A 26696-nucleotide genomic window follows, 5' to 3' on the forward strand; every position below is an offset into this window, starting at 1 on the left:
ATGCTTTTTGATGGGGAATAGCTATACGATCGTCGCATTTTCTCGTATATTAAGAAGAAGAATTCTCGGATTTCAACCATACCAAACCTAAAAGGGAACGTGAACCGTGCCAACACGACCTGAAAACCATACCTATCGCATTCAAACTAAAAAGATTCTTCAGTATATATTGGCAGTTGCTGTTTTTCTGTCCGTGCTCCTCAGCCTTCGGTGGTATTGGATCGAGGCCTTCGTTCCTCCCCACCATCCGAAAGCTTCCCAAGGGGTGCTCGATTTACGCAGCTGGGACCTCATTCATTCCAAATCCATAACATTGGATGGAGAATGGGAGTTCTATCCTGACATGCTTGCCACAAAACAAGAGCTGGAGCAAACCAATCCGCAGCATCGCTATGTGCAGGTTCCGGGAAATTGGCGGGGGAGCCAAACGAAGGAAACCGGATCTGGATCTGCCTATGGTACCGGAACCTATCGGCTTCGTATTCTGGTCGATCCATCCTTAACCGCTCCCCTTTCGTTCTGGATCCAGCAGATTCAGGCTTCGGCGAGTGTCGAGATAAACGGCCTTAAGATGGGAGAGATGGGCAACACCGGAGAGGACGGCAAAGACAACTATTCACCGGCTCGAAGTCCCTTCGTTGTCGATTACGCTCCCGCTAAACACACACAAGACATCGATTTGATTATACGCGTGGCCAACCATGAGCATCCACACCAAGGCGGAATTGTAAATTCCATCAAGCTGGGATCCAGCCAAGCCATCCATGATGAACGCGGACTTTCCATCGATCTTCAGCTCATTACATTCGTTGTGCTCATCCTTCACAGTCTGTATTCCTGCATCCTGTTCTTATTCAATCCGCGGGAATGGACGCTTCTTGATTTTTTTCTGCTGCTTCTCACCGCATCTGTGACGATTGTAGTGTCAGATGACGATTTACTGCTGAAATGGCTGTCCATCAATTACGATTGGGATCTTAAAATCTCCATATTGTCTTATTCCTGGCTATCTTTTTTCATATTGAAGATGACCAGAAGTTTCACCATAAAGACCCGCAGCCGATGGTTTACCGCATATGGCGTTTCCCTTTTTCTATATTCCGGATTTATTGCAATCGCGCCTGCTTCTCTTATTTTCTGGACGGTGGAATACAAAGTTTTTGCCATTCATTATTTATTGCCAATTATCTTCTCTATATATATGTTCGGGAGAATGGTGGCTGCAAGCCGGGATGACGCGATCTTTCTGCTCTTGGCAGCCAGCGGCGTTTTCTCCAGTGTTATTTGGGGAGCACTCCATAAATATCAGGAACTTCCAAAAGTGTATTACCCCGTTGATGTCATCGCGGCCATCATCGGTTTCTCTGCCTATTGGTTTAAGCGTTATTTCCGCAACGTCGATAAAATCAGCAAGCTCAACCGCGAATTGCAGAAAGCGGACAAAATGAAAGACCGGTTTCTGGCCCAGACGTCACATGAGCTGCGAACGCCGCTGCACGGGATCATGAATATCGCCCAGAGCGTCTCAGACAGGGAACAGCATAATATGGACAATCGAAGTGCGGAGGATATGAAGCTCCTTGTTAAGGTTGGACGCCAGATGTCGCATTTGCTGAATGATCTACTGGACGCCGTAAGGCTGAGGGAAAAGCGAATCGTACTGCATGCCGAGCCGCTATCCCTTCCCTCTATCGTAAATGGCGTTATCGATATCCTGAAGTATTTGCTCGAAGGAAAAGCTGTGCAGTTGAAAATGGATATAGACACATCCGAAGCCCTCCCTCTCGTTATGGCGGATGAAAAGAGGCTTGTGCAAATCCTCATGAATTTATTGCATAATGCCATCAAACATACCGAGGAAGGAATCATTGCCGTAACGGCCAACGCCAAGAACGGGCATATGTTCATCAAGGTAACGGATACGGGAACGGGAATGGATCAGGAAACACAGCAGCGGGTATTTCTGCCATACGAACAAGGCAATCCCGGATACGGCGACACCAACGGCATAGGTTTGGGCCTTAGCATCAGCAGAGAATTAGTAGAGCTTCATGGCGGCTGGATGACGGTTCACTCCGAAATCGGAAAGGGTTCGACGTTTACATTCACGCTGCCTTTGGCGGATTCGACTGACGTAGAGATGGCCCCGAACCTATCGGCTGTTCGGCTCGAGGCTTATGAAGAAATGGCGGCAAGCCGGAACGACCTGAATGACCAGCCGCTCCAAACCGCAGAAATCCCGTCAGCGGAAGAGCAGATGAACATCCTAGCCGTTGACGATAACCTTGTAAATTTGCGAGTGCTTGCGAGTATATTGATGTCTGAACCTTACCACCTGCAATTAACAACTTCGGCCGGAGAAGCGCTGGAATTGCTCGGAACGAGGCCATGGGATTTGGTAATCGCTGATGTCATGATGCCGCAGATTTCCGGTTACGAGCTGACACGGAAGATAAGAGAACGGTATTCCCCTTCCGAGCTCCCTGTGCTTCTGCTGACGGCGCGTAGCGAGCCCTCCGACATGTATGCGGGGTTTCGGGCGGGTGCCAACGATTATGTCACGAAACCAGTGGATCCGATGGAGCTTAAATACCGTATTCAGTCATTGATTACATTAAAGCAGTCCGTGAACGAGCGTCTGCGTATGGAAGCCGCCTATCTGCAAGCTCAAATCCACCCGCATTTTTTGTTCAACACTTTGAATTCAATCCACGCATTGAGTGAAATTGATGTGGAAAGAATGCGAAAACTTAACGAGGCCTTTAGTTCATACCTGCAAATCAGTTTTCAATATCAAAACTCCGGCAAATTTGTCTCACTATCGGAAGAACTCGAACTTGTACGCGCATATTTGTACGTTGAGCAGGAGCGACATGGCAACAGGCTCCATGTCATATGGAACGTGGATCAGGACATTCACCTCCTGCTTCCTCCATTAACAATTCAGCCTCTGGTTGAGAATGCCGTACAGCACGGTATTATGCAAATCGCTAAGGGCGGAACCGTACACATTCGTATTGAACGTCAGGAGCTTTCCACGCTGATTCAGGTCAAGGATAACGGCATGGGAATGAGCAGAGAAAAGGTACAGGGTTTGCTGGATGCTCCGCGAGAGGACAAAAGAGGAATTGGCCTGTACAATACGAATCGCAGATTGATTCAGACGTATGGGAGCGGTCTTTCCATTCAAAGCGAGGTCCATGAAGGCACAAGCGTATCTTTTGTCATTCCCGATCCGGAGCAATAGCGTCTCTTAACAGCAATAGGAGGGTATCCCGCCAGATCTAAGATCTTGGGACACCCTCCTTTTTTTCAAATACAGACGGATCCGATTGCTGCGTGGTCTCTTTCCTTCTGCCATAAACCCGATACAGATCGCCGCAAATGGAACGATGCTCCAGTCTAGCAGCTTACGATACAACTCCGATATAAAACCCGTCATACCCCTTACTTCCCACCGTTTGAATCGCCGTGCCGGAAATCGCGGAGATGGCGGACAGCATATCCATGAATTTGCGGATACCGTGCACCCGAGGGTCTGTGCTGTGATGATCGATCACTTCTCCATTCCGGATCACATTATCGCTAATCATGACGGTGCCCGGCCGTGAGAACTGTAACGCCCACTTCAAATAATTCGGATTGTTGGGTTTATCGGCATCAATGAAGATCAGATCGAACGGCTCCACCTTCTCCTTGGCCAGCTGCTCCAGCTGCAGCACAGCATCGCCTACCCGGATTTCCACCCGATCCTCCAGTCCGGCCAACGCAATATTGGATGTGGCAATCTCGGCATGATGCGGATCGAGCTCCAGTGAAATCAGCCGCCCCCCATCCCCAAGCGCTCTAGCCATCCAGATCGTACTGTAACCTCCCAGCGTACCAATCTCCAAAATTCGTTTCGCACCCTTGATCTGAACGATGAGGTTCAGCAGCTTCCCTTGAGCCCTGGATACATCAATCTCCGGCAATCCGGCCTCCCGATTTGCAGCTAAGACCCTCTCCAAAACCTCATCATAAGGAATCAAATGTTCTGTGATGTAATCGTCTACTTTATCCCAAGTCGCAGCTGCATCATCCTTCTTTTTCATGCCCGCTTCCTCCCTTATTCTCCATATGGATCTTACAAAATCATTGTATGTGATTTATTGTTATAGATATAATATATATTTAAAGGACTTATATAACTTAAATATATGAATGGATAGGAGTGCGGCACTCATGAATTTACACGCATTACGGCTCTTTCACGTTATCGCTACAACGGGCAGTGTTACCCGTGCTGCTGAATTGTTGAATATAAGCCAACCCGCCATAACAGCCCAGATTAAAAAATTCGAGAAGGAGCTCTCCCTTACTCTGTTCAAGCCGCAGGGCAGAGGCATCGGATTGACGGCGGCCGGAGCCGAGCTCGTTCCGCTTGCCAAAAGACTCTTCTCCGTCGAGCAGCAGATTGAACAATTCTGCCTGGATTACCGCAGCGGCTCGAGGGGACTGATCCGCATGGCGGCTACCTATCTTCCTTCCCATTTTCTTCTGCCTGCCTGGCTTGCGAAATACAAGCAGCGATACGAAGAAGTAGAAATGAGCATAACCACCACGAATTCAAGCGATGCACTTAAGCAGCTGTTACATATGAATGTCGACCTTGCGATATACGGCGGTCTGCCAGAGGAATCTCCGAATACGATACAGATCGAGGAGCTGTTCCGGGATGAGTTATGGTTTGTCGTATCCCCCGATCACCGCTATGCCAATCAGCGTATCTCCCTGGAAGAGATGATGAGAGAGCCTTTTGTTATGCGGGAGGAAGGCAGTTCAACGCGAGAACGTTTATTTGCCTTATGCCGTACCCATAGCGCGCCTTCCCCGCGGATTACGCTGCAATTCAATGGTCTGCACGAAGCGATTATGGCCGTCATTGCCGGATACGGTGCAAACTTTGTGTCCTCACTCGTTGTACGAGAGTATGTGGAGCGCGGCGAACTAAGCCGGGTCTTTGTCGATGGAATCGAGCTTCAAAATATCATAGCGGTCTGCACCCGGAAGCATGAACCGTTATCTGCTGCCGCCATGAACTTCGTGGATATGATTCGGAATCAGTCATAAGTAACCGTTACATTTCATTGCCATATTAATGTGAAGGATAACCAAAACATCCCGTTCATGACGTTAACAATCTGTTTAGTACCGACCTCATGGCAGCCTCACTGCCGTCATGTTCCACGACTTGCGCAAACGCGGCACGCAATGCCTCCGCCAGAATGATGCCCAATTCTTCGCCAGCCTCTTCTCCTGATGCTGCGGCCAGTTGACCGAGATAACGGGCAACGGGATTGTCTCCTTTACGGGGATCAGGCTCAGACAGCAATCGCCCCGTTTTAAGGCGAATCATGCTGTCGTAAGCGGTCAATAGAGCCGATTTCAGGCGCTGATCGGGAGGGGCTGCATCGGCAACAGCTTCCATGCGATCCAATATTCGAAGTATTACGTCATCCCGAAGCAAGCCGTAAAACTTCTTTTTGGATTTGTAATGATGATAAAGAGCTCCCACGGTCACTCCGGCATCGGCAGCAATGTCGTCAACTTCCGCTTTGTGGTATCCCATCTCGGCAAAACGCTTCAATCCTGCCTGTATGAGTTTGTGCTGCGTGGTACCCGGTATAGGTATATGACTCATGTAACTCCCTCCGAAACGTTCATGTAAAGATATCTAAATTCTAACATAGCAGCACTTTAAGAGATATAATCTTGATAGCTGTGAATAGTCACTTCTAAAAAAAACAGCTTGATTATACAACATAACTCGGTTATGTTAAATATAACCCAATTATCTTGCATCACGAAACTATACTTTATTTCGAGGTGAGAACATGGAAGGAAACGTTATTTTTTATTTTGTTCCGGTCAAAGATATCAAGACAGGCAAGACCCTCTATCGTGACACGCTCGGTTTGGAAGAATCATGGCGCGAAGGAGATTACACGGTCGCCTTCAAGCTTCCCGGTACCGACGTTGAATTGATGGTTGAACAAGTCTCGGAAGGAGGCCCGGATGCAGCCGGACCTGTTTTTCTCGTGCCATCTGTTCGGGAAATATACGAGAACAATCCCGGCAAGCTGCAATTTATCGGCGAACCGGGTGAAACTCCGGACGGCCTCTGGTTGAGTGCCAAGGATGATTCCGGCAACGGAATCTACTTTACGGATGAAAGCCTCCATGAATCCTGATCCCATTTGCGCCGCTGGCACCCCTGCCTCTTGCGTGTGACGGCGGCAAACGCCAATATCCATCGGCTTCATATCCTGCAGTAACAACAAGAATCAAATAGGGACGTCCCGCCAGATCCTGGATCTTTCGGGACTGTCCCTATTCTTTGTCTACTCCTCTGAAGCTTGATTAGTAAATTTACCGAACGTGTTAACCTTTAATGGAGCCGATCATGACGCCTTTCTCGAAATATTTTTGCATAAACGGATAAATGAGCAGAATCGGAAGCGTCGATACAATAATGACCCCGTACTTGATCTGGTCGGCATATCGCTGCGCATACCCCCCTGCATCCCCTCCTGTTCCGGCACCGCTCGAGAACACCTGGTTTGACAGCAGAATATCCCGCAGAACGATTTGCAGCGGCTGAAGCTTCGTGTCCCGGATATAGATCAGCGCGGTGAAGAAATCATTCCAGTGCCCCACCAAATAATAGAGTCCGATGACGGATACCAACGCTTTGGACAGCGGCAAGGCCACTTTAAAGAAAAAGGTAAAATGGGAGCAGCCGTCCATGACAGCCGCCTCATGCAGCTCCTGCGGCAGTGAGTTCTCAAAAAAGGTCCGAGCAATGATCAAATAAAACACATTCACGGAGAAGGGGAGAATAAACACCCAGATGGTGTTCGTCAGACTAAGTCCCTTCATCAACAAATAGGTGGGAATCAGCCCGCCGTTGAAAAACATCGTGATCACGAAAACAAACATAATGAGCCGTCTGGCGCGGAATTCCTTTCTGGATAGCACATAAGCTGCCGGAAGCGTGAACAGCATGTTAACCAAGGTCCCGAACACCGTATAAAACAGCGTATTCCGATATCCGGTCCAAATCCGCATATCTTTGAAAATCTCCTGGTAACCGAAAAAACTGATATTTTTGGGGATAAACAGGACCTTCCCCGTCGATACGAGCGTTGAGTCGCTGAACGATGCAATGATGATAAAGTACAGCGGATAGGCGATCAGCAGAAAAATGATACTGCACAGAAAACCCAATGTGATCTTAAACGCTAACTCCTTACCGTTTAAACGTGTTCTCGTATGTTCATGTTCCACAACCGTTTCTCCTTCCCCGATCATTAGAATAGGCTCGTTTCCGACATTCTCTTCGAGATCGTGTTCATCGCATACAAGAATACGAAATTGATGAGCGTGTTAAACAAACCGATGGCCGAAGCCAAGCTGAATTGATTGGAGATGATCCCGATTTTATAGACGTAGGTGGCAATGACCTCCGAGACGGGAAGGTTCAGCGAATTCTGCATCAGAAATATTTTCTCGAAGCCGGTCCCGAGGATATTCCCCATGCTGAGGATAAACAGGATGATGATGGTCGGAATGAGGGCAGGAATGTCGACAAACCGGATCGTCTGCCATCGGCTGGCCCCATCGATTTTGGCGGCATCATACAGCTGGGGATCCACGGTGGACAAGGCTGCAAGATAGATAATGCTGTTCCAGCCGCAGTGCTGCCAGATGTCGGAGAGCACATAAACCGGAATAAAGGTCGAGGTGGAGGCCAACAGATTGATATGTCCCAGCCCCACCGCCTTCATGAAGTGACCGACAACTCCGGTTTCGGAGGACAGCAGCACATTCAGCATGCCGACCAGCACGATAATGGATATGAAATGGGGCAGGTATACGGTGGTCTGCATCAGCTGCTTCATTCTTTTTCTGCGGATCTGGTTAAGGATGAGGGCCAATATGATCGGAGCCGGAAAGCCAAGCACAATCGTGGCCAGACTGATCAGAAACGTGTTCCGCATCAAATCCGTGAACAGGTAACTGTCGATGAATTGCTGAAAGTAAGCAAGCCCTCGCCACTCGCCGCCGGTCAAGCCTTTGCTGAAATCGTAGTCCCGAAAAGCAAGCTGGATGCCGTACATCGGGATATAGTTAAACAGCAGGATGACGATAATAGCCGGAAAAATCATAATCCACAGCTGATAATCTCGTCTAAAGGTGTTCTGTCTTTTACGGGATTCCATATCCTCCCTCCTAGTTTTGATTCATGTACTCGTCGTAATACTTTTGCATAATCTCTAGATTCTGCTTCAAGCCTGCCTTCTCGCTTTCCTTGATGTACGTGTCCCATTCGGCTTCCACGCCGCCCTTGGTCACCCATTTGGCAAAGCTGGATTCCGCCAGATTCATCACGTTGGTGTTGTTCAGGCTCATGGCGTTATTGTCCATGGTGGAATACTTGATGAACATCCCGGGGAACACGTCTTTATCGGGATCCACGTCCAAGGCCGCCTCCAGCGGCTCCGATTGACCCAGCACCTCCTGCATATCGGTGCCAAGCGTCAGCTCTAAGGTATCGGGGATATAAAATGCGCCGTGGTCCGCCATCGTCGAGGTCCATTTCCATGTGCCCGGATCCATCTTGGCATCGGCCGGAGGCAGAACGGCATATGTACCGTCTCCGTTATCTTTAATATTCGGTCCGAGGGATCCGAACAGCACCTGCATGCCCACCTCGGGCGCATAAAGCTCGTTGATGAATTTCATGGCCGCTTCCTTGTTCTTGGTCTTGGCGGACATGACGATATGGTTGGTGCCATAATTCAGGGAGTAATGATCGTAGCTCCAGGACAGCTTCCCTGCATAATCTGCCGACACCTTCATCGGCGGCATGGAAGCATACTGCGGTGCCAGCTGCTCGCCGAACCGGTCGGACGCCACCCATCCCCAGGTAAAGCCGACCTTGGCCGTATCCCCTTCCCCGCGGGCGATGGATTGAAATTTCGTATAATCATGCGTGAATACTTCCGGGTTAATCAACCCCGCCTTGTACAATTTGTTCAGAAACACAACCATCGTTTTGTACCGTTCATCCGTCAGGAAGTTCTTCACTTGACCGTCTTCCACAAAATAGCCCTGTCCGCTGCCGTCCGTCAGCGTAATGCCCATGCTGCCCAGGAGCACCGCCGGGTTAAAATATCCGCCGATGCCTCCCGGCCAATCCATCGGAATCTCGTCATTCGGATCGCCGTTCCCGTTGGCGTCCTTCTCTTTGAAGGCAACCAGGACTTCATACAGCTCATCCCATGTGGTCGGCATGCTCAGGCCCAGTTGATCCAGCCACTGCTGGTTAATAAACTGCCTGCTGGCGGTAGCGGGCCAGAACCGCTGATATTTCGGGAGACCATAGATTTTGCCGTCCGACTGCGTTGCAATCACTTTCGTATCCGGCTTTTCATTAAACATGTTCTGTACGTTGGGTGCCTGTTCCAGCATGCCGGACATATCCTGGAATAAGCCCTGGAATTGCGCAAAGTCCGCATCCGTAATGACGTTCGGCCCGATGAACAGATCCGGAATATCGCCGCTGGCCAGCATCGTCCCTTTCTTCTGTCCCCAATCCGCGGTAATCTCCTGCCATTCGATGTCTACGCCCGCCGTCTCCTCAACCTTTTGCAGCCACTCCATTTCGGCCAGCGGCTTCGTGAGCGGATGCTTGGTAATGATGGCGGTGAGCTTTACTTTTTTGCCTGTTTGATCCCCGGGTGTTTCGGCTGACTCGTTCGTGTCACCTCCGGCCCCGCTGCATCCTGTTAACAACATGGCTGTGATGGCGACGAGCGAGATGAAAACGTTTACCCTTTTCTTCATTCCACTACCTCCTGGTTTCGTTTGTTGGTCTGGTCCATGGGGGTATGCGGCCATGTATTGGCCTTGCCTTGGGACACATTTCACTCTAAACGGAGGGGAAGAGCCCCGTAAACGGACAGTTTTTAAAGCATCTTCATTTTTTGAAAGCGCTTATAACAAAGCAGTTAAAAGCGCAACCAGTCCGGATCGCTACAGGGAATTCAAATATTGTATATGTTCAAAAAATGAAGCTGCTCAGCTTCACGAATGCGCCTGCACAAGAAGCTTACAACGAAAAGGTTTGACAAAAGACCGCTGTAAGCTGCTTTGTCCAGCATCAGCGGTCTTCGTTTTATGCTTTATGCGTATTTCGATATTGTCCGGGGGTCGTACCCACCATCTTTTTGAAGGAACGGATAAAACTCGAGGTGTTGGTGTATCCGACCTGTTGGGAAATGGATTCGAGGGTCTCCTCGCTGTCCCGTAGAAGCTGAATGGATTTTTGGATGCGAAGCTGATCGATATACTCTTTGAAATTTTGCCCCATCGTTTTCTTAAAGTGATGGCTGAAGTTGGAGACCGACATATCAAAATAATCGGCCATCATCTGCAGCGAGCAGTTTGGATCCATTCCTTTCTCCGCTATGAGGGACAGAATCTCTTCCTGCGTTGCCGTACGGGACACGGGGAGCGTTTCGCTGATCATCTCGCACAGCTTGGCATAACTCTCCCTGATAATCCCGATCATCTGCTCCAGCGTATAACGGTGGTTAAATGCCGCCTCGGTGAGCCGAAGCAGGCTCTGGTCGTCATGACGGAACCGCTGGAGGCCGTTGAAGATGACGGTAACCGTATTGAGATACACGCTCCGTATCATATGCGGCGGCAGGCTGTCACTGCTTAAGTAACCGATCATCCGCTCCGCCAAAGAGGCCAGCATGGCCGCATCGTTCTTAAGGATCGCAAGCTCGAGGGATTGCAGGATTTCGGCAAAATAGGAGACGGCTCCGGTTTGGGGGATCTCGAGGTTATCAAAGATCAGCACGGTCCCGTTCTTCCGGATACGAAGAAACTCCGCTGTGCGGAGCGCCTGCAGGTAGGAGAGATGGAGGTCCACCGGCGATTGGGCTGCGCTAGACTTGCCGATGCCAATCGCAGTCTGTTGGCCCGTACGCTCCAATATTTCATCCTGAAGCCGCTCTACGCAGGATTTGATAGGGAAATCGGCTGTATGGGAGCACACCAGGATCAATTCCTGCTGATAGATGCTCTTGAAGAAGTAGCCTTGGGCATCATCAGGCAGCAGTCCCTCGTAATCCCGGCAGCAAGCCAATATCTTGTCCAGCCCTGCTCCATCCGCTTCGCAGCACAACACGGCAACCGTATAGTTATCGTGATGAAACCGGATGCCGACCCTGCGGGCTTCCTGTTCAAAGTTATCCCAGTCAGGAATATGCCCACTCACCAGCTCAAACAGCAGGTTGTCCCGCATAATCGGCAAAGATCCCCTCACATGCTCGTCCAGCTTGCTGTTAGCCTGCGAAAGCTCCTCCAACGTATACTTAATCGTATCAATCTCGTTCATCGGTTTTCGCTCCAGTGGTTCAAACACATGTACGGCGAGATCAACCAGACGGCGGATCGGCTGGTAGTTCTTCCGGATGGATACATAGATGATGAACACTTCAAGCAGCAGAATCAGCCCGACCAAGATAGCCGTATTCAGCTGAATCGTCCGAATGCCCTGCAGGGACTTAGATACCGGCAGCAAACTTACGTATTTCCAGCCATTCTTATCCGATACCGAGGACGATACCAGATAGTCCGATCCGCTGATGGTATGAATACCCGAAGAGGAAACTGACTCTTCCCCTAAGCGATGCACAAGCTTCTTGAAATCATCGGAAGATTGGTATGACGTATCATTGGAGGATACCAATCGCCTTCCCTGGCCGTCTAACACAAAAAAATCGCCGCTGTAGGTTTCCGAAACGGATTTCATCATCCGGACAATCGTATCCTCCCTGACCATGATCATGACGGCCCCGGGGGAATTCGAGCCCCCTACCGGCAGCGGCTGCACGAAGGTCAGCATTCTGACCCGGTTATTGCCGGGCACGACCACATTCTCCACAGGCCTCACGACGGGAGAATGAAGATCGTTCAGAGTCTGGATCATATCTTCGTGGGCCCAGTCTTCATAATAGTAACCAACACCCGGAATGGAGAGGTCGTCCAGACTGTATGCGCTTCCAGTTTTGGAAAACAAATAACCGATGTTCTTCACATACAGCAAGGTGTTGTAAATAAACGCATCGGTTGCATTGTATTTTTTCATCTCATTGGCAATAAGCACCCGCTGGTAGTCGCTTTCCTCCGCCTTATACATCTTGAACTCCCGGTTCTGCACCAGCTCAAACGGTAAATTGTACACATATCTTGTAAACGTATCCATCGATGTCATGAACTGCTCCGTAATATGCGCATTCCAGTCCATTTCCTTCTCTTTCACCACTTCTGCCGAATAAGGATAGTAATAGCACAGGATGACGATCACGGGAAACATCAGTACAAGCAAATAGGAAATCAACAATTTTGTCAGCAGGTTAATCTTATGGATTCGCAAGCGGTGACCACCTCCCTATCCTTCGAACCAAATCTGAAAATGTTATCTATAAGAATACGTAATTTTCAAAAAAAAGAAAACTCATTTCCTGTTATACATCATCGGAAATGAGTTTTTTGATATGTGTACTATAGTTGTTGCAGCAGTCATGAGGATTGTTCCACTCCCCATTTTTCGGCCCACTTCTCCATCTCCTTCAAAGAATCCAGGAAGTCCAATCCCTTGTCGGTCAATGAATATTCCACGGAGACCGGAACGGTAGGAAATACCTCGCGTCTTACGATCCCGCTGCCTTCCAAATGCCGCAGCACATCCGTTAAGGATTGCGTCTTGATGATGGCTGCATCCCGGTGAAGCTGATTAAACCGTTTCGGTCCTTGGGCTAATTGCGCAATGACTAGAAACGCCCATTTGGCTCCGAGAATTTGCAGCACTGAACAAATATGATTGAACGCCGGCGTTTCCTGCAGCTCTTCTCTAACAGGTTCCACGATCTCACCCCATCGCTAACTAATCGTAAGTTAGTCAAAATGATTGGATAATATCCAAATACTTTGCCTTCTTACATAATATATGCGTCTTACTTATAATACAAACACAAAGAGATTTCAAGTTATACCAACCCGATTGCGGCATGTGCTAGCCATGATCGCAGAGGGTATTGATCTTCTAACGAAGGGATGAAATGGATATGAATCGATTTACGATATATTTATTGGCACTTGGGGTTTTTCTTACTGCCACCTCGGAACTGGTCGTCTCGGGTATTCTGTATGCGATCGCAGACGATCTTCATATTTCTTTGGCCTTTGCCGGCCAGCTGATTACCGCGTATTCGCTTGCTTTTGCGATCGGAACCCCGTTTCTGGTCTCGCTCACCGCTCGATTCAACCGTAAAAGAGTGCTGCTCGGCTCTCTTCTGCTGTTCATTGCCGGCAGTCTCGTTTCCTATTTCAGCACCGAAGTCTGGATGCTCATGGGCTCCCGGGTCATCCTGGGGGTAAGCTCAGGGGTGTATCTCGTAGCCGCAATGGGCACAGCAGCCAAGCTGGTACCCCCGGATAAGTTAGGCCGTGCCATCGGTACCATCGTGCTTGGTTTTAGCAGCGCTATGGTGCTGGGCGTTCCGATCGGAATATGGATCACGAATCTGCTGAACTGGCAATCGATCTTTCTGCTGTTGGCTCTGCTCAGTCTGTTGGTCACTTTTGTCCTTACTAGACTCCTGCCGGACGTTGAAGGAGACGCTCCTGTTCCCTTTTACCAGCAATTCAAAGTGCTGGGAAGTGTCTTAATCGTGAGCGCGCTGCTGCTTACGTTCTTCCGGGAATCCGGCAACTCGGTACTGTTTACGTATGTTACGCCATTTATCCAGGATATTTTCCATATCGCGCCATCAGGAATCAGTATCATAATGCTTGGCTTTGGACTTTTTGGAGCGATCGGCTCGAGGCTCGGCGGATATGGGGTCGACCGGTTTGGCCCTGCGAAAGTGATTACGCTCAGCACGCTCATTCATATCGCGGTATTCGCGCTTCTTCCGCTGCTCGCCGGTCAATCGTTCATAGGACTCGTGCTGATGGGAATCATGGTGCTGTCCATGTTTGCGGCGGGTCCGGCCGTTCAGAGTTATTTTATCCAGCAAGCACCGGGCTCTTCCAATCTGATCCTCAGCTTAAACACCTCCATTGTCCATCTCGGGTTAGCCGCAGGCGCGGGTGCAGGAGGCTTCATGGTCAATACGACATCCACGCTTCAGTATCACCCATGGCTCGGTGGATTCGTGCTCGCGCTTGGCCTGGCCGCAGGACTGGTCAGCTTCTCAGCAGGGCGGAAGACGCTGGTTCTGAAGTCGGTCTGACCTCACCTGCTCCACCATATGAAATTTGCCCAAGCCACCCTGCCAAGGGTGGCTTGCATGCTGCTGGTTCCAAAAATGGGCTCACGTATGCTTACCTACGGGAATACCGTATTTTATGGGTCAAACGCCTATTACATTATGAAGGGCAGGAATCACAGTGGCAGTCTCTTATATGGATTTCACCTCTCCATCTGTTCGCTATACTTATGATCTGAGAAACAATCAAACATTCAAGAAAGACAATCAGAATTTCATCTATTCACTCTCCGTAAAAGAATTGAACACGCTTGGGAACGCCTCCCTGCTGGATATTCACCTCAGCACAGGCAATGTGGTGGAGCCGCATATCCACCAGAATGCATCCGAGCTGGTGTATGTCATCTCAGGCGCAGCCATCGTCTCCATGGTCAATCCGTTCACGAAGGAGCTGCTGAACTTCAAGGTAACGCCCGGTCAAGTAGCCTTAGTCCCGCAAGGCTGGTGGCATTATGAAATGGCGACGGTTGACAACACGCACCTGATCGCGGTCTTTGACGCACCGGTGCCTGAATTCATTGCAGGCTCCGATCTCTTGCGATTGACGCCAGCCAGCGTGCTCGCGCACACGTACTGCCTGGATGAAGACAAAGTCAAAGACACCCTGGCACCGATTACCGATACGGTTGTCATCGGTCCGCCCAAAAACTGCCCGCAGCAGGGGCAAGTGCAAGGGCAGATGAAGCATCAACAGCCTGCGTCACATCATAATCAGCACTATTACCATCAAGAAAACTCTGGTAATCGGGACTATGAGCTTCTTCAACAGCAGCAACAGCAATTCCAGCAACAGCAGCTGCAATTTCAGCGGCAACAACAGCAACAGTTGTTCCAGCAGCAATTTGAGGCTCAGGATCAACCCCAGCATGGAGCATATGCTGCTGAACCGCCGTTGTCACCACCTCATTCACAAGAGCAATTCCGTTCGCAAAAGCAATTACAAGAACAGCAGCGTCAGCAGTTCATTCAACAGCAGCGTCAGCTGCCATTTTTGCAGCGCCAGTTAATTGGAAATGGCTGGGACCAATTCTAATCAATCCTCTGGTGATAATAGGTCTTTCGAGTGAAATAGGCAGCATCACTATTGGCCAGTGATGCTGCCTATTTCTTTTTTATATGGAAATATATTATTTAGGAAGAACCGGTCCTCCCGTTATTTTCAGCTTCCGGTACGTAATCTTCTCTGGTCTTGTAACCGACATGTACCATTGAATGCCCGCTGTCAAATTTACCAGGCTTAAATAATATCCGTGCCCGGCCCCTGTATCGATCCCCAGCTTGCCATCGCCATACCAGAGCTGGTCTGGCGGTACACCTAGACGAAAAGTGGACGTATGCCCGAAAACAATCGTTTTATCCATATAACGAGGCGATTGATGAAACGGTTCACGAATCTCTGTCAATTCTTCCGGTTTCTGCGCATGAAGCGGAATATCAGGCCGAATGCCTGCATGCACAAACAAGTATTCGTTGTATTCGGTCCATAACGGCATGGCTGCTATGAATTGTTGATATTGTAACCATTGGGGAGCTGCGAAACCTGCGTGTGCCGGCAATTGATGCAACCATTTGCGTTCGTTATTTCCCTGAAGCGCAACGGCACCCGAATCACACAGCTCCTTCACATAGTCAAGAGTCCCGGCTGAATCGGGTCCCTTATTCACATAATCCCCCAGCAAAAATAGACGATCCACCTCTGGCTGATAATGGACGTGCTTCAATAGAGTTTCCAGCAGGGAACCGTAACCGTGAATGTCCGATATCGCATACACTTGACTCATGTAGCCAGCATGCTGCTTTCTGCATAAATCATCGTTTGTTCCGGTAACAACCGTATTCTCCATTCGCTTCCCGCATCTACGCTGCAATGATGAAATAGATGAATCGGCTGCTGATCTGCCGTTTCTGCGATGACTCTCCATCTGTTCCCTTCATAGATTGTCTGCATCACGGTCACCTTCAGCAAGTTCCCTTCTTGCAGAGCTTCGTCACTGCTGCAAATTTCGATCGATTCCGGATGAATCATGATGATAGCCCGACCGTCTCCATGATCCGCACCCATCAGATTTCCCGCAATCGGACTCCCGGAAATGATAGCAGCAGGACGTCCATTCTCGCTCAGTCTGGCATCCAATCGGTTATGGTATCCCATAAGCTGTGCAACCCAAGGGCTTGCAGGCCGCTCAAACAACTCCCTCGGTGCTCCCAATTGATCTATCGTTCCGTCCCTTAAAATCAAAATCCGATCCGCCACCGTAAATGCCTCCATGCGATCATGCGTCACATACAGAGTAGCAATGGATAATTCGCCGAGCAATCTGGCCAACTCACCGCGCATATCCGTTCTAAGCTTAACATCCAGATTAGACAACGGTTCATCCATTAATAACAGCTTCGGTTCTGTTGCCAACGCTCTCGCTATGCCTACTCGCTGCTGCTGACCGCCAGACAGCTGGGCCGGCAGACGGTCCAGTAAGCCCCCCAGCTTCAGAAGCGATTGGAGTCGATCCAATGTATTCGATCTGTCATGCCCATTTACCTTCCGGCGTCTCATCCCGTACTCCATGTTCTGTTTAACGGTCATATGCGGCCAGAGAGCATAATCTTGAAACACCATATTAACAGGCCGGTTTTCCGGTGGAACATAATGTTTCCCCCGTTCAACGACGGCTCCAGCCATCTCCACCTCGCCGGTATCAATACGCTGAAGTCCGGCAATCATCTGCAGCAGCGTAGATTTCCCACAGCCCGATGGGCCGAGTATGCATATGCGTTCTCCCTCCCCGACCTCAAACGTGATCGGCTTCAAGACTTGCTGCGAGCCGAATGATTTCGATACACCCTTTACCTTTAAGATCATTCCACGCTCAATCCCTTCCAAATTTGATCACGATTTATTGCGATCCAGCCATCTGAAACCCAGACGCCCTGCTGCTTGCAGCAAAATGATCATCAGTACAACTGCTCCGCAGCTAACGACAGTAGCTGCCGTTGCATAACCATAGCGCGAGAATTCAAAGGCCCGGTCGATGACCAGCGGCATCAACGAATAATTAGCCGGTTTCAGCATGGAAGCCAGGGCCAAATCGAACACGCTGGTTCCAAACGAGGCCAAGGTTGCAATCAAAAGTGACTGGCGTGCCAAGGGCAATACGATATCCCGCATCCGTTCGAACACGCTTGCCCCTTGAATGGCTGCCGCCTTCAGCATCGTGCCGGACAAATTGCCGAATGCCCCCAGCTGGACCCTGACTGCGTAGGGGATGGCACCGGCTATCCCTGCAATCACAAGCAACGAGGGGGTTCCGTATAAATGGAGTCCTAAAGGCTCCAGCCATTTCTGGTTCCATATGAAAATATAGCCAATCCCGAGCACAACGCCGGGGACAGCCAGGGATATGATGGAGAACAACTGAAGCAAGGGTTTTAGCCGAGACTCCGTAAATGTCAGCATATAAGCAACAACAAACCCGATCAGCATGCTGAATAAAGCGGCTGCGGCAGCAATGATAAGAGAATGATACATTCCTTCAAGATAACCGAGCAGCCTGTGATCCCCGGCTTGTCCCGAGAATAATTCACGGTAATGGTCGAGGGTGAAATTACCCGAAGATAGGCCTCCGCCCGCTTGTTTCAGGAGAGATACCGCCGCGCTGGTTCCAATCGGAATCCCGAGGCTCAAGAAAAGAAAGATCGTAATCAGCAAATTGTACAACCAGGCTTTGCGCGGTCTAACCTTTTCGATCTGGACGGCTCTTGCATTCAGAAAGTCGAATCTGGATCTGCCCAGGGTCACCATGAGCAAGGTCATCGCAAGGACCAGAATCAAGACGAGGTAGAATGCCAGCACCCCGGCCATATCAAAGCGTACCGGAGACTGATAGATCGCCGAGTATATCGAGTATGTCAACGTCGGGAATTTATATACGGTCGCCAAGGCGGCGGGCAGTCCGAAATCTCCGATAGTATCCATAAACACCAGGGTCCAGCCAGCCACATAGGAAGGCAGAGCCAATGGCATTTCGACGGTTCTCCACACGGTGAATGGCCTCGCGCCGTTCAGCCTGGCTGCATAACCGAACTGCCTTATATTCCACTCCGATGCTGCCGTAATAGCCAAATAAGCTAACGGGAATTTGCTTAGGGACATGACAAACACAAGTCCGGCAGGTTGAAAAATAAACGAGGTAACCCACGTCAGCCCCAGCCACTGATGAGCCAGTCCATCCGAGCCGGCAAACAAAACCCAGCCCTGCGCTATCATGAAGGATGGAGCTATTAACAATACCCAAGCCGTCATATCCAGCAATTTAGCCGCTGTAAAGTCCCACCTTGCCCGAATGGTAGCAAGCACGCCGCCAATGATCGTACCGATCGTTGCCGTACCCAGCGCCAATGTGACCGAATTCAAGAGAGACTGTTTCCACAACGGCCGATTCCATATTTCTCCGATCAAGCCCAAGCTGCTGGACTTGACCTGTCCGAAGAATAGCCCGGGAAAGATGACGTTGATGAGGACGGCGAGCAGCGGCAAAAAAATCAAAATGAACAGGAGGAGGGTTACCCCGCCTCCATAGCGAGCTTCAGAAGTATTCATGTGGCCCTACCTACCTTACATTTTGGTCCGCAAACCAGGTTTTGATCTCAACTTCATGTTCCGACGCCCACTTAGCAGAAGGCAGCATAAAGGCCCCATTCGGTTCACGCTCACTTCGTGCCATCACACCTTCAGCAAGTGGCGTAAAGAAACTGTCGGTTGAATCCAGATTCGTTAACATCTGCTGTGTCTCGGGTTTTAGAATATATTCCACAAATGCCTTGGCTGCTGCCGGGTTCTTGGTATGTTTGCTGATCGCTACAACGCGCAAGCTGCCTGGCGCACCCTCGCTCGGCCATATCACCTCAATTGGCTCACCGGCAAGCTTCAGTTCATAAGCATTGTGTTCTTGAAGGGCCGCAACCTCGATTTCTCCGCTTAACAACGCCTTCCCGACAGGACCATTCTTGGGGTACACATGAAGTCCCGCTTTGAAGCGCTGCTCGTATCTCTGCTCTGCTGTCTCGACACCCCATTGCTCAAAAAATGCGGATACGAGCGGATAGGCAGGCGCTGCGACAGCCGGATCTGCATGACCCACAGGGCCGTCATAAGCAAAAAATTGCTCCCATGTCGTCGGTGCCTTCTCCGGCGTTACCAGCGTTGTGTTATAAGCGATGACGCCAGCCGCATGTATGCCGACTGGGAAGTATGATAAATCTTCGGGCACATAACTCCTTCCGCTTTCGGACAGATTCCCCAGATTCTCAGGCTCCCAGTCTGTCAGCAGGAAATCGCGATCTGCCAAGTTGCGGACCGAACCGTGCCCATCCATCATTAGAACGTCCCATTGCGGATTTCCTTGTTCAGCCTCTATTTTGGCTAATGCCTCCCCTCCTCCGTAATGCACGGCTTCCAATTTGAAACCCGTCTCTTCTGTAAACTTCGGAGCGATGTAATCCACAAAATCATTTCCGTATAAGTAGATGGTTTCCCCGGTATCCTCTGCGTCGTCTCTGGTCAAGGACAAGTCCGACTGACCGGCAGCACTTCCACTTCCGCCAGTAATCGGTCCGGTCGTTTCCTTGGATCTTACCGTTTGCTGTCCATCCGATTGCGCGCAAGCCGACAATAAGCACATGAGCACAGTTAAAGCAATGAATATCCTATGTTGAAAGCCTCTTTTTTTGTTCATGTCACCCTCCTGTTTCTGATTTTCTTCTTGGTTCCATTTCAGCATAACGCCATAGATTCATATAAAAATTATCCCTGCGTTAACAAAGAGTTAAATAATATCTATCAAATATTAGATAAGATTAATATGATCTATGATGATATGGAAAGAGAGGAGAGCAACATGAACTTACAGCAATTAAAAGTATTTGTGCTTACCGTGGAGCTGAGGAAGCTGTACCTTGTGGCTCAGAAGCTGGGCATCACCCAGCCAACCGTGACCTTCCATTTAAACAAGCTGCAGGAAGAGCTTGGCCTTGCCCTGTTTCACACCAAGTCCTATCATGTCATCAAGCTTACGGAAGCCGGTCAAGCCTTTTATCATTACGCATCGCAGATTCATTCCCTGTCTGAGGAAGCCTCATCGACCATGGATATCTTCCGCGGAACCGCTGCAGGAGTACTCGCCATCGGCAGTACCCATACTCCCGCTACCTACCTGTTGCCGCCGCTGCTGCAACAGTTGAAACTCAATTATCCGGGGTTGTCCATCCTGTTGGATGTCCGACCGGCTGCCTATATTCTCGAGAAAGTCAAAAAATACGAACTCGATGTAGGCATCATATCGAACACGCAAGTGGATGAGCCGGAATTCATCGTACAGCCGCTGATCCATGATGATCTGGTGCTTATATTCGCTCCGGATCATCCCTTTGCAAGCGTAAGAGATTTAATCCCGGGCGATCTGGTCGAACATCCCTTCGTTTCACATGAACCTGGCTCCATCAGCAGACAGCTTATTGACCGCTGGGCAGACAAACAGTGTATCCAACTTCAAATTTCCTTGGAAATTTCGGGGACCGAAGCACTGAAAGCAGCCGTTCGGCACCGTCTGGGGTATGGCATAATCGCAGAAGCTGCCATACAAGAAGAACTGGCAGAGGGGAAACTCCTATCACGACCTATTCCGTCCTGGCCGCCCGAACGTCAGATTTATGCCGTTCGCCACCGCAATAAGCTGATCAGTCCGGCGCTGCGGATGTTCTGGAGAAACCTTTTGGACAATTTTGCATTTCAACGACCGGATGAGAGTCATGACAAATTTCAAGATTAATCCCGTTATATTTCGTATTCTTCAAAAAACGGTTAGAATAGTAAGGTACGGCATGTATCGAATGCCAATGTATATTGAAGGAGGATCCCTATAACATGAGCGTTGATTATAGAGCGTATTTCGCCGAACACCGCGAAACCCATCTGAATGAGTTGAAGGAATGGTTGTCCATTCCGAGCATTTCGGCTTTGTCCGAGCACAAAGGCGATGTGGCAAAGGCTGCCGAGTGGCTCGCAGGCAAGCTGACCGAGGCAGGCCTTGAGCATGTGGAAGTTCATCAAACGGCTGGACATCCTATTATTACGGCAGACTATCTGCATGCCGAAGGCAAACCGACCGTGCTCGTTTACGGTCACTATGACGTACAGCCCGTAGACCCGCTTCATCTGTGGGAAACCCCGCCCTTTGAGCCGGCTATCCGCAACGGCAAATTGTATGCACGCGGAGCAACGGACGACAAAGGCCAACTCTTCCTGCATGTCAAAGCCGTCGAAGCTATTTTGAAGCAAGAGAAGGAGCTTCCGGTCAACATCAAGTTCTGCATTGAAGGCGAAGAAGAGGTGTCCAGCCCGAACCTCCCGCTCTATCTTGACAACAACAAGGACAAGCTGGCTGCGGACGCCATCGTGATCTCGGATACATCACTGCTCGCACCTGGCAAACCGGCCATCTCCACGGGCCTTCGCGGATTGTGCTCCCTGGAGTTGTCGCTGGAAACAGCCAATACCGACCTTCATTCCGGTACATATGGCGGCGGCGTACCTAACGCCCTGCATGCGATAGTGTCCTTGCTCTCTTCGCTTCATGACGAGCAAGGGCGCGTCGCCGTAAAAGGCTTCTATAAGGGGGTGCTGGAGCTGTCCCCGGAAATGCGCGAAGAATTTGCCAAGCAGGAATTCGACGAGGAGAAACTGAAGCAGGATCTCGGCCTCGATTCCCTGTATGGTGAGGAAGGGTTCTCCTTCGTTGAACGCGTAGGAGCGCGTCCGACCCTTGAGCTGAACGGCGTATACGGCGGATTCCAGGGTGAAGGCAGCAAGACGGTCATTCCGAAGGAAGCCCATGCCAAAATTACATGCCGCCTGGTGGCCGACCAGGATCCGCAAGCGGTCCTCGACGCGATTGAAGCACACTTGCATGCCCACACTCCGGTCGGTTCGAAGATTACGTTTAAACCGAAGGAAAAAGCATTCGCTTTCAACATCGATCCGTCCCATCCGATGCTGCAAAAAGCCGCGGACGCGTTCGAGCATGTCTACGGCACGCGTGCCCTCTTTACGAAGGATGGCGGGTCCATCCCGATCGTGGAGAAGCTGTCCAGCACACTGAACGCTCCTGCCGTCATGATGGGCTTTGGCTTGCCGGACGAGAATCTGCATGCCCCGAACGAGCATTTTAATTTGGAGAATTTCGATAAAGGCTTGCTGACGATCGTTGAGTATTTGAAGCTCGTGTAAACTTTTGACGCCAACAGTTCGAAGAGTAAAATAACAATCTAAAAAAAGAATGCGTATGGCGGGATCATCGAACCCCTGCCAATACGCGTTCTTTTGTTTTTGAAAAGCTTTTACGCCATCTATATACCCGATCATTGACCTGCGGCTTCGTTTTATCGAAGAAATCGACCATGGGATGTCTCACAAAAATGGTTGGTATGCCGGGGCAAGTGGCTGCTATCACCAACAGACGGTTGCTATCACCAAAACATGCGGATTTCATCCCTAACAGCTGGCTTCTATCACTAACAGCGGCTACGATCACTAACAGCTGGCTTCTATCACTAACAGCGGCTACGATCACGTAAACAGGCAGATCCAATTACTAATTTACTGCTTCTATCACCAACATGAGCTGCTATCCCAAACAAGTGAATTCCATCACACAACTTGCTGCTGCCATCTCCAAACAAGCTAATCCATCCCTAACATTCAGCTGATATCACCAAACAAACAGGTTTCATCAGCTACATACGGCTGCTCTCCCCAAAACATGCGGATCCATCACTAACAGTCGGCGGCTATCACCAAACAAGCAGATATTATCACCATGACGGCGGCTATCACCAAACAGGTGAACCCATCACCAACAGACGGCTTCCAACGGACTACAGATCCGTTATTGGCCATATTTCAGGCGATTCTCTTATCCTAACGGACACCAAGTCCGTTATTTAACCTTTTTGCTGCGGAAAAGCGGACTTTTTATGCAAATAACGGATCTCATGTCCGCAAGTAACTTAGTTTAGCTCTTTTCAGAGCAAATAACGTATCCTGTGTCCGGTGAATCCCATTTGTCATGTTTATCACGTTTATCCCCTTTATCACGTTTGCTACATTTGTCATCGAGGTTTGTGCAGCCGGTTCACTTTTTCACGTTTGTCATCGAGGTTCGCGCAGCCGGTTCACTTATACGCGTGCCCCTACCGACCATCAGGAGTAATTATACGCATTGGTCTTTCTTCCACAAACTATGTTTTTGCGCGTATCAGCGCATATGCATGAATAGCGGTGGGGATGTTAATACAATTGGATATCGGGTATTAAAAAAAGAGAACTTCTGTACACCGCATAAGGAGGGAACGTATGAGAGCAGTCACATTTCAAGGCGCAAAAGACATTCAGGTCAAACACGTAGAGGATCCATCCATTCGGACCCAGGATGATATTATCGTCCGCATCACCTCTACAGCCATTTGCGGTTCCGATCTTCATATATACCTAGGAGCTATGCCCGCGGCTAAAGATTTCGTGATCGGCCATGAGCCCATGGGGATCGTAGAAGAGGTCGGTGCCAACGTAACCCGCGTGAAAAAAGGCGACCGCGTCGTTCTTCCGTTCAATGTTTCTTGCGGCCACTGCTACTATTGTAATCATGATATGGAGAGTCAATGCGACAATTCCAATCGCAACCCGGATGTCCATGCCGGAGGGTTCTTGGGTTACACCGAACGCTACGGCAACTACCCTGGCGGACAAGCTGAATATTTGCGCGTGCCGTACGGGAACTTTATGCCGTTTGTCATTCCCGAGTCATGCGAGCTGGAGGATGAGGCGCTTCTGTTCTTGTCCGACGTTCTGCCTACTGCCTATTGGAGCGTGGAGAATGCCGGCGTGAAGCCGGGCGATACCGTGACGGTGCTCGGCTGTGGACCGATCGGTCTGATGACCCAGAAATTCGCCTGGATGAAGGGGGCCAAACGGGTAATCGCTGTGGATCGTCTCCCTTACCGGCTGCTAAAAGCAAAGCGGATGAACAACGTGGAGATCTACAATTTTGAAGACTATGATGATATGGGCGCATACATCCGCGAAATCACCAAGGGCGGCACGGATGTTGTGATCGACTGTGTTGGCATGGACGGCAAGAAGTCAACCATGGAAGCCATCGGTCAAAAGCTGAAGCTCCAGGGCGGAACGTTAAGCGCCATCGATATTGCCATCGATGCCGTTCGCAAATACGGCACGATACAGCTGACCGGCGTATACGGTTCATTGTACAATATGTTCCCGCTCGGCCATATTTTTGAACGGAACATTACCCTTACCATGGGTCAAGCCCCCGTTATCCATTATATGCCGGAGCTGTTCAAGAAGATCACCGCCGGGGAATTCGATCCGACCGAGATTGTATCCCACCGGCTTCCACTGGAACAAGCAAGCGATGCCTATCGGATATTTAACGATCATGAAGAAGACTGCACCAAGGTGGTTCTCAAGCCGTAGCGGAATCTCAGCAAAAAGATAAACCAAGCACCCCCTGTCACAACCTTTATCTTGGATAGGAGATGCTTGGTTTTTTGTGTCCCGGTTCACGGAATTCTTGAGTGAGCATTAAATTTTACCGAATACGTGGTAGGACGCTTCGACATAACCTCACGTCTCAAGGGATGCGCGTCGTCAACGGCTAACCATGCGCCGGTTAGGCTTGTCTATTCACTCGCTTTTCTGGGATTCACCCGAATGATCGTCCCACATGGATCGGATATCCAGTAGCCCTGCGAGTTCTCGTAAACCTCCACCTCATCCCTGCGATCCACCTGATGCTCTCTCAAATATGAAGCGGCCGCCTCGGGATGATCTGTAGTGACCTCTAACCAGACATCCTGCTGAGCATAGTGAGTCATGCAATCCAGCCATAAATTGTTCGGGCCGTGCTGAAAGAGGTGTGAACCATCTTTGAAGCCCAAATAAGGCAGCTGCAAAACCTCTTTGTAAAAATGCACGGTTTCCTCATACTTGTACTTCGGAATTTTAAGGGCAATATTGTTTCCGCCGACAAACCGAATATCCGCTGATGACATGAGTACAAACCTCCATCTGTTTTTTTATATCGTATCATGCTGCGGCTTCAATAAATTCTTCTAGATTGCTAAACTGTCAATGATAGGCTAAGATGATCCCGGCATCGGTTTATACCAATTGGGTATATGCGTCTCGAACCCCTCATACCAGTTCAGTACCTTTTGAGCCTGATTCAGCATAACCCCCACTTCCTGCTCACCGAATGGAATCGCCCAGTGTATCGAGGAAATCTGATTACTCGCGATATAAAGCGCCATTAATCTGAAGAATGAATCCGGTACCTCTCCACCCTGGAAATATCCGTGAATACGACCGGAAGCAAACCACGGGCTAATCTCAGCATCCCACGTAATCCGGTTAAACTCCTCCCAAGGATCACCGGAATCCGCCCGGTTGAAATCGATGATGCCCAGCTCGCCTTCAGGCGTAACCACCATATTACCGACATGATAATCCCCATGCTGAAAAGAACGGGGCCGCTCATCAAGCAAATATCGGTGCTCCTCCATATAACGAATGATGTTCTCCGCACCTGCGAGCCGGATGCCGCAGCTCTCATAATTTTTGATGTACCTATCCATCTTGGAATTATAATAAACCGCCCACGTATCAAAGCCGCTCTCAGCCGGAATGCGATGCATCTCACTCAAATATTGGCCTGCCTGAACGCCCAGCCGGTACTGCTCCTCAGAATCCAGCAATGGAATGGCGTCCCTGGCATCTTCTCCCGGAACCCATGTGAACAGGGAAAACACTTGGCTGCCATCATGGCATACACCAAAATCAATCGGACGGGACATACGCATTTCGATAGGATCCAGCTTTTTTACCGTTTCAAACTCCCATCGCTTCCTCTCGTATTGAGAGATGTCGGATAGCCGGAGGAGCCACTCCTTGCCTAGCGTATCCTGAACATAATATTTACGATCAGCCGACCAGCCCTTGTCAATTGCTTGAATGACAATCCATTCTTGAGCTCCCGGGATTTCACGAAGCGTTTCCTGCATGCTGTACCCCCTATATTCGATACCTTGCACGAGCTTTAAATCTCATACATTATAAATGAAGAAGGTTCTGTAGACCATGCATATCAATATTCGGCTAATCACTGGAATAATTAAATTCGTATCGGCCATAATCACTGACCGTAACTGTCAGGAATGGTGTAATATACTCGACTT

21 protein-coding genes are annotated in these 26696 nt (G+C 49.7%); 8 read left to right on the forward strand and 13 right to left on the reverse strand.

Features of this window, described 5'->3' with window-relative positions:
- The first annotated feature begins 106 nt into the window (after window positions 1-106).
- Window positions 107-3247: a hybrid sensor histidine kinase/response regulator gene (locus AK95_RS28130; protein ID WP_071223216.1), complete on the forward strand. Its 3141-nt coding sequence runs from the start codon at window positions 107-109 to the stop codon at window positions 3245-3247.
- A 163-nt stretch (window positions 3248-3410) separates the two neighbouring features.
- On the opposite strand, the gene AK95_RS28135 is transcribed toward AK95_RS28130, so the two are convergent.
- Window positions 3411-4091, reverse strand: a complete 681-nt coding sequence (locus AK95_RS28135; RefSeq protein ID WP_071223217.1) for an O-methyltransferase — start codon at window positions 4089-4091, stop codon at window positions 3411-3413.
- Window positions 4092-4221: 130 nt separating this feature from the next.
- On the opposite strand from AK95_RS28135, the gene AK95_RS28140 reads away from it, so the two are divergent.
- Window positions 4222-5109 (forward strand): LysR family transcriptional regulator, encoded by an 888-nt coding sequence (locus AK95_RS28140; RefSeq protein WP_071223218.1) that lies wholly within the window; start codon window positions 4222-4224, stop codon window positions 5107-5109.
- Between the two features lie 55 nt (window positions 5110-5164).
- On the opposite strand, the gene AK95_RS28145 is transcribed toward AK95_RS28140, so the two are convergent.
- Window positions 5165-5680 (reverse strand): TetR/AcrR family transcriptional regulator, encoded by a 516-nt coding sequence (locus AK95_RS28145; RefSeq protein WP_071223219.1) that lies wholly within the window; start codon window positions 5678-5680, stop codon window positions 5165-5167.
- Window positions 5681-5873: 193 nt separating this feature from the next.
- On the opposite strand from AK95_RS28145, the gene AK95_RS28150 reads away from it, so the two are divergent.
- Complete coding sequence (locus tag AK95_RS28150; RefSeq protein ID WP_071223220.1) at window positions 5874-6230, forward strand: VOC family protein; 357 nt, start codon at window positions 5874-5876, stop codon at window positions 6228-6230.
- 190 nt (window positions 6231-6420) lie between these two features.
- Here the strand turns inward: AK95_RS28150 and AK95_RS28155 are convergent, their stop codons facing one another.
- The 5 genes from AK95_RS28155 to AK95_RS28175 all read right to left on the reverse strand — a co-directional run bounded on the left by AK95_RS28155 (window position 6421) and on the right by AK95_RS28175 (window position 12984).
- A complete protein-coding gene (locus AK95_RS28155; protein WP_071223221.1) occupies window positions 6421-7350 on the reverse strand; it encodes a carbohydrate ABC transporter permease in 930 nt (309 codons plus the stop codon).
- On the reverse strand, window positions 7350-8261 hold the full coding sequence (locus tag AK95_RS28160) for an ABC transporter permease (RefSeq protein ID WP_071223222.1): 912 nt from the start codon (window positions 8259-8261) through the stop codon (window positions 7350-7352). The genes AK95_RS28155 and AK95_RS28160 overlap by 1 nt, the downstream gene beginning before the upstream one ends.
- 10 nt (window positions 8262-8271) lie before the next feature.
- Complete coding sequence (locus AK95_RS28165) at window positions 8272-9888, reverse strand: ABC transporter substrate-binding protein (RefSeq protein WP_071223223.1); 1617 nt, start codon at window positions 9886-9888, stop codon at window positions 8272-8274.
- A 331-nt stretch (window positions 9889-10219) separates the two neighbouring features.
- Window positions 10220-12493 (reverse strand): helix-turn-helix domain-containing protein, encoded by a 2274-nt coding sequence (locus AK95_RS28170; protein ID WP_071223224.1) that lies wholly within the window; start codon window positions 12491-12493, stop codon window positions 10220-10222.
- Window positions 12494-12639: 146 nt separating this feature from the next.
- A complete protein-coding gene (locus AK95_RS28175; RefSeq protein ID WP_071223225.1) occupies window positions 12640-12984 on the reverse strand; it encodes a winged helix-turn-helix transcriptional regulator in 345 nt (114 codons plus the stop codon).
- A gap of 200 nt (window positions 12985-13184) precedes the next feature.
- Here AK95_RS28175 and AK95_RS28180 point away from each other — a divergent pair, with 200 nt between their 5' ends.
- The gene (locus tag AK95_RS28180; RefSeq protein WP_071223379.1) at window positions 13185-14354 is read left to right on the forward strand and encodes an MFS transporter; all 1170 of its coding nucleotides are present in this window, start codon (window positions 13185-13187) and stop codon (window positions 14352-14354) included.
- 157 nt (window positions 14355-14511) lie between these two features.
- Window positions 14512-15423 (forward strand): cupin domain-containing protein, encoded by a 912-nt coding sequence (locus tag AK95_RS35390; protein ID WP_071223226.1) that lies wholly within the window; start codon window positions 14512-14514, stop codon window positions 15421-15423.
- Between the two features lie 94 nt (window positions 15424-15517).
- Here the strand turns inward: AK95_RS35390 and AK95_RS28190 are convergent, their stop codons facing one another.
- From AK95_RS28190 to AK95_RS28205, 4 genes are read right to left on the reverse strand one after another with little or no spacing between them, the layout of a single operon-like run.
- A complete protein-coding gene (locus tag AK95_RS28190; protein WP_071223227.1) occupies window positions 15518-16171 on the reverse strand; it encodes a metallophosphoesterase in 654 nt (217 codons plus the stop codon).
- Window positions 16168-17250 carry an ABC transporter ATP-binding protein gene (locus AK95_RS28195; protein ID WP_071223228.1) on the reverse strand — a complete coding sequence of 361 codons (1083 nt, stop codon included), beginning with the start codon at window positions 17248-17250 and terminating at the stop codon, window positions 16168-16170. Before AK95_RS28195 ends, AK95_RS28190 begins: the two co-directional genes overlap by 4 nt.
- A 27-nt stretch (window positions 17251-17277) precedes the next feature.
- Window positions 17278-18987, reverse strand: coding sequence for an ABC transporter permease (locus AK95_RS28200; RefSeq protein ID WP_071223229.1), 1710 nt, complete (start codon window positions 18985-18987; stop codon window positions 17278-17280).
- Window positions 18988-18997: 10 nt separating this feature from the next.
- Complete coding sequence (locus AK95_RS28205; protein ID WP_071223230.1) at window positions 18998-20122, reverse strand: extracellular solute-binding protein; 1125 nt, start codon at window positions 20120-20122, stop codon at window positions 18998-19000.
- Between the two features lie 162 nt (window positions 20123-20284).
- On the opposite strand from AK95_RS28205, the gene AK95_RS28210 reads away from it, so the two are divergent.
- From AK95_RS28210 to AK95_RS28220, 3 genes are all read left to right on the forward strand, one after another.
- Complete coding sequence (locus AK95_RS28210) at window positions 20285-21214, forward strand: LysR family transcriptional regulator (protein ID WP_071223380.1); 930 nt, start codon at window positions 20285-20287, stop codon at window positions 21212-21214.
- Between the two features lie 95 nt (window positions 21215-21309).
- On the forward strand, window positions 21310-22671 hold the full coding sequence (locus tag AK95_RS28215; protein ID WP_071223231.1) for a dipeptidase: 1362 nt from the start codon (window positions 21310-21312) through the stop codon (window positions 22669-22671).
- Window positions 22672-23796: 1125 nt separating this feature from the next.
- The gene (locus tag AK95_RS28220; RefSeq protein ID WP_071223232.1) at window positions 23797-24936 is read left to right on the forward strand and encodes a zinc-dependent alcohol dehydrogenase; all 1140 of its coding nucleotides are present in this window, start codon (window positions 23797-23799) and stop codon (window positions 24934-24936) included.
- 206 nt (window positions 24937-25142) lie between these two features.
- Here the strand turns inward: AK95_RS28220 and AK95_RS28225 are convergent, their stop codons facing one another.
- Window positions 25143-25514, reverse strand: a complete 372-nt coding sequence (locus AK95_RS28225) for a hypothetical protein (protein ID WP_071223233.1) — start codon at window positions 25512-25514, stop codon at window positions 25143-25145.
- Between the two features lie 87 nt (window positions 25515-25601).
- Window positions 25602-26522 (reverse strand): aminoglycoside phosphotransferase family protein, encoded by a 921-nt coding sequence (locus AK95_RS28230; RefSeq protein WP_071223234.1) that lies wholly within the window; start codon window positions 26520-26522, stop codon window positions 25602-25604.
- Between the last annotated feature and the right edge of the window lie 174 nt (window positions 26523-26696).

It is taken from the genome of Paenibacillus sp. LC231, assembly GCF_001860525.1.
Classification (GTDB): Bacteria; Bacillota; Bacilli; order Paenibacillales; family Paenibacillaceae; genus Paenibacillus_AQ.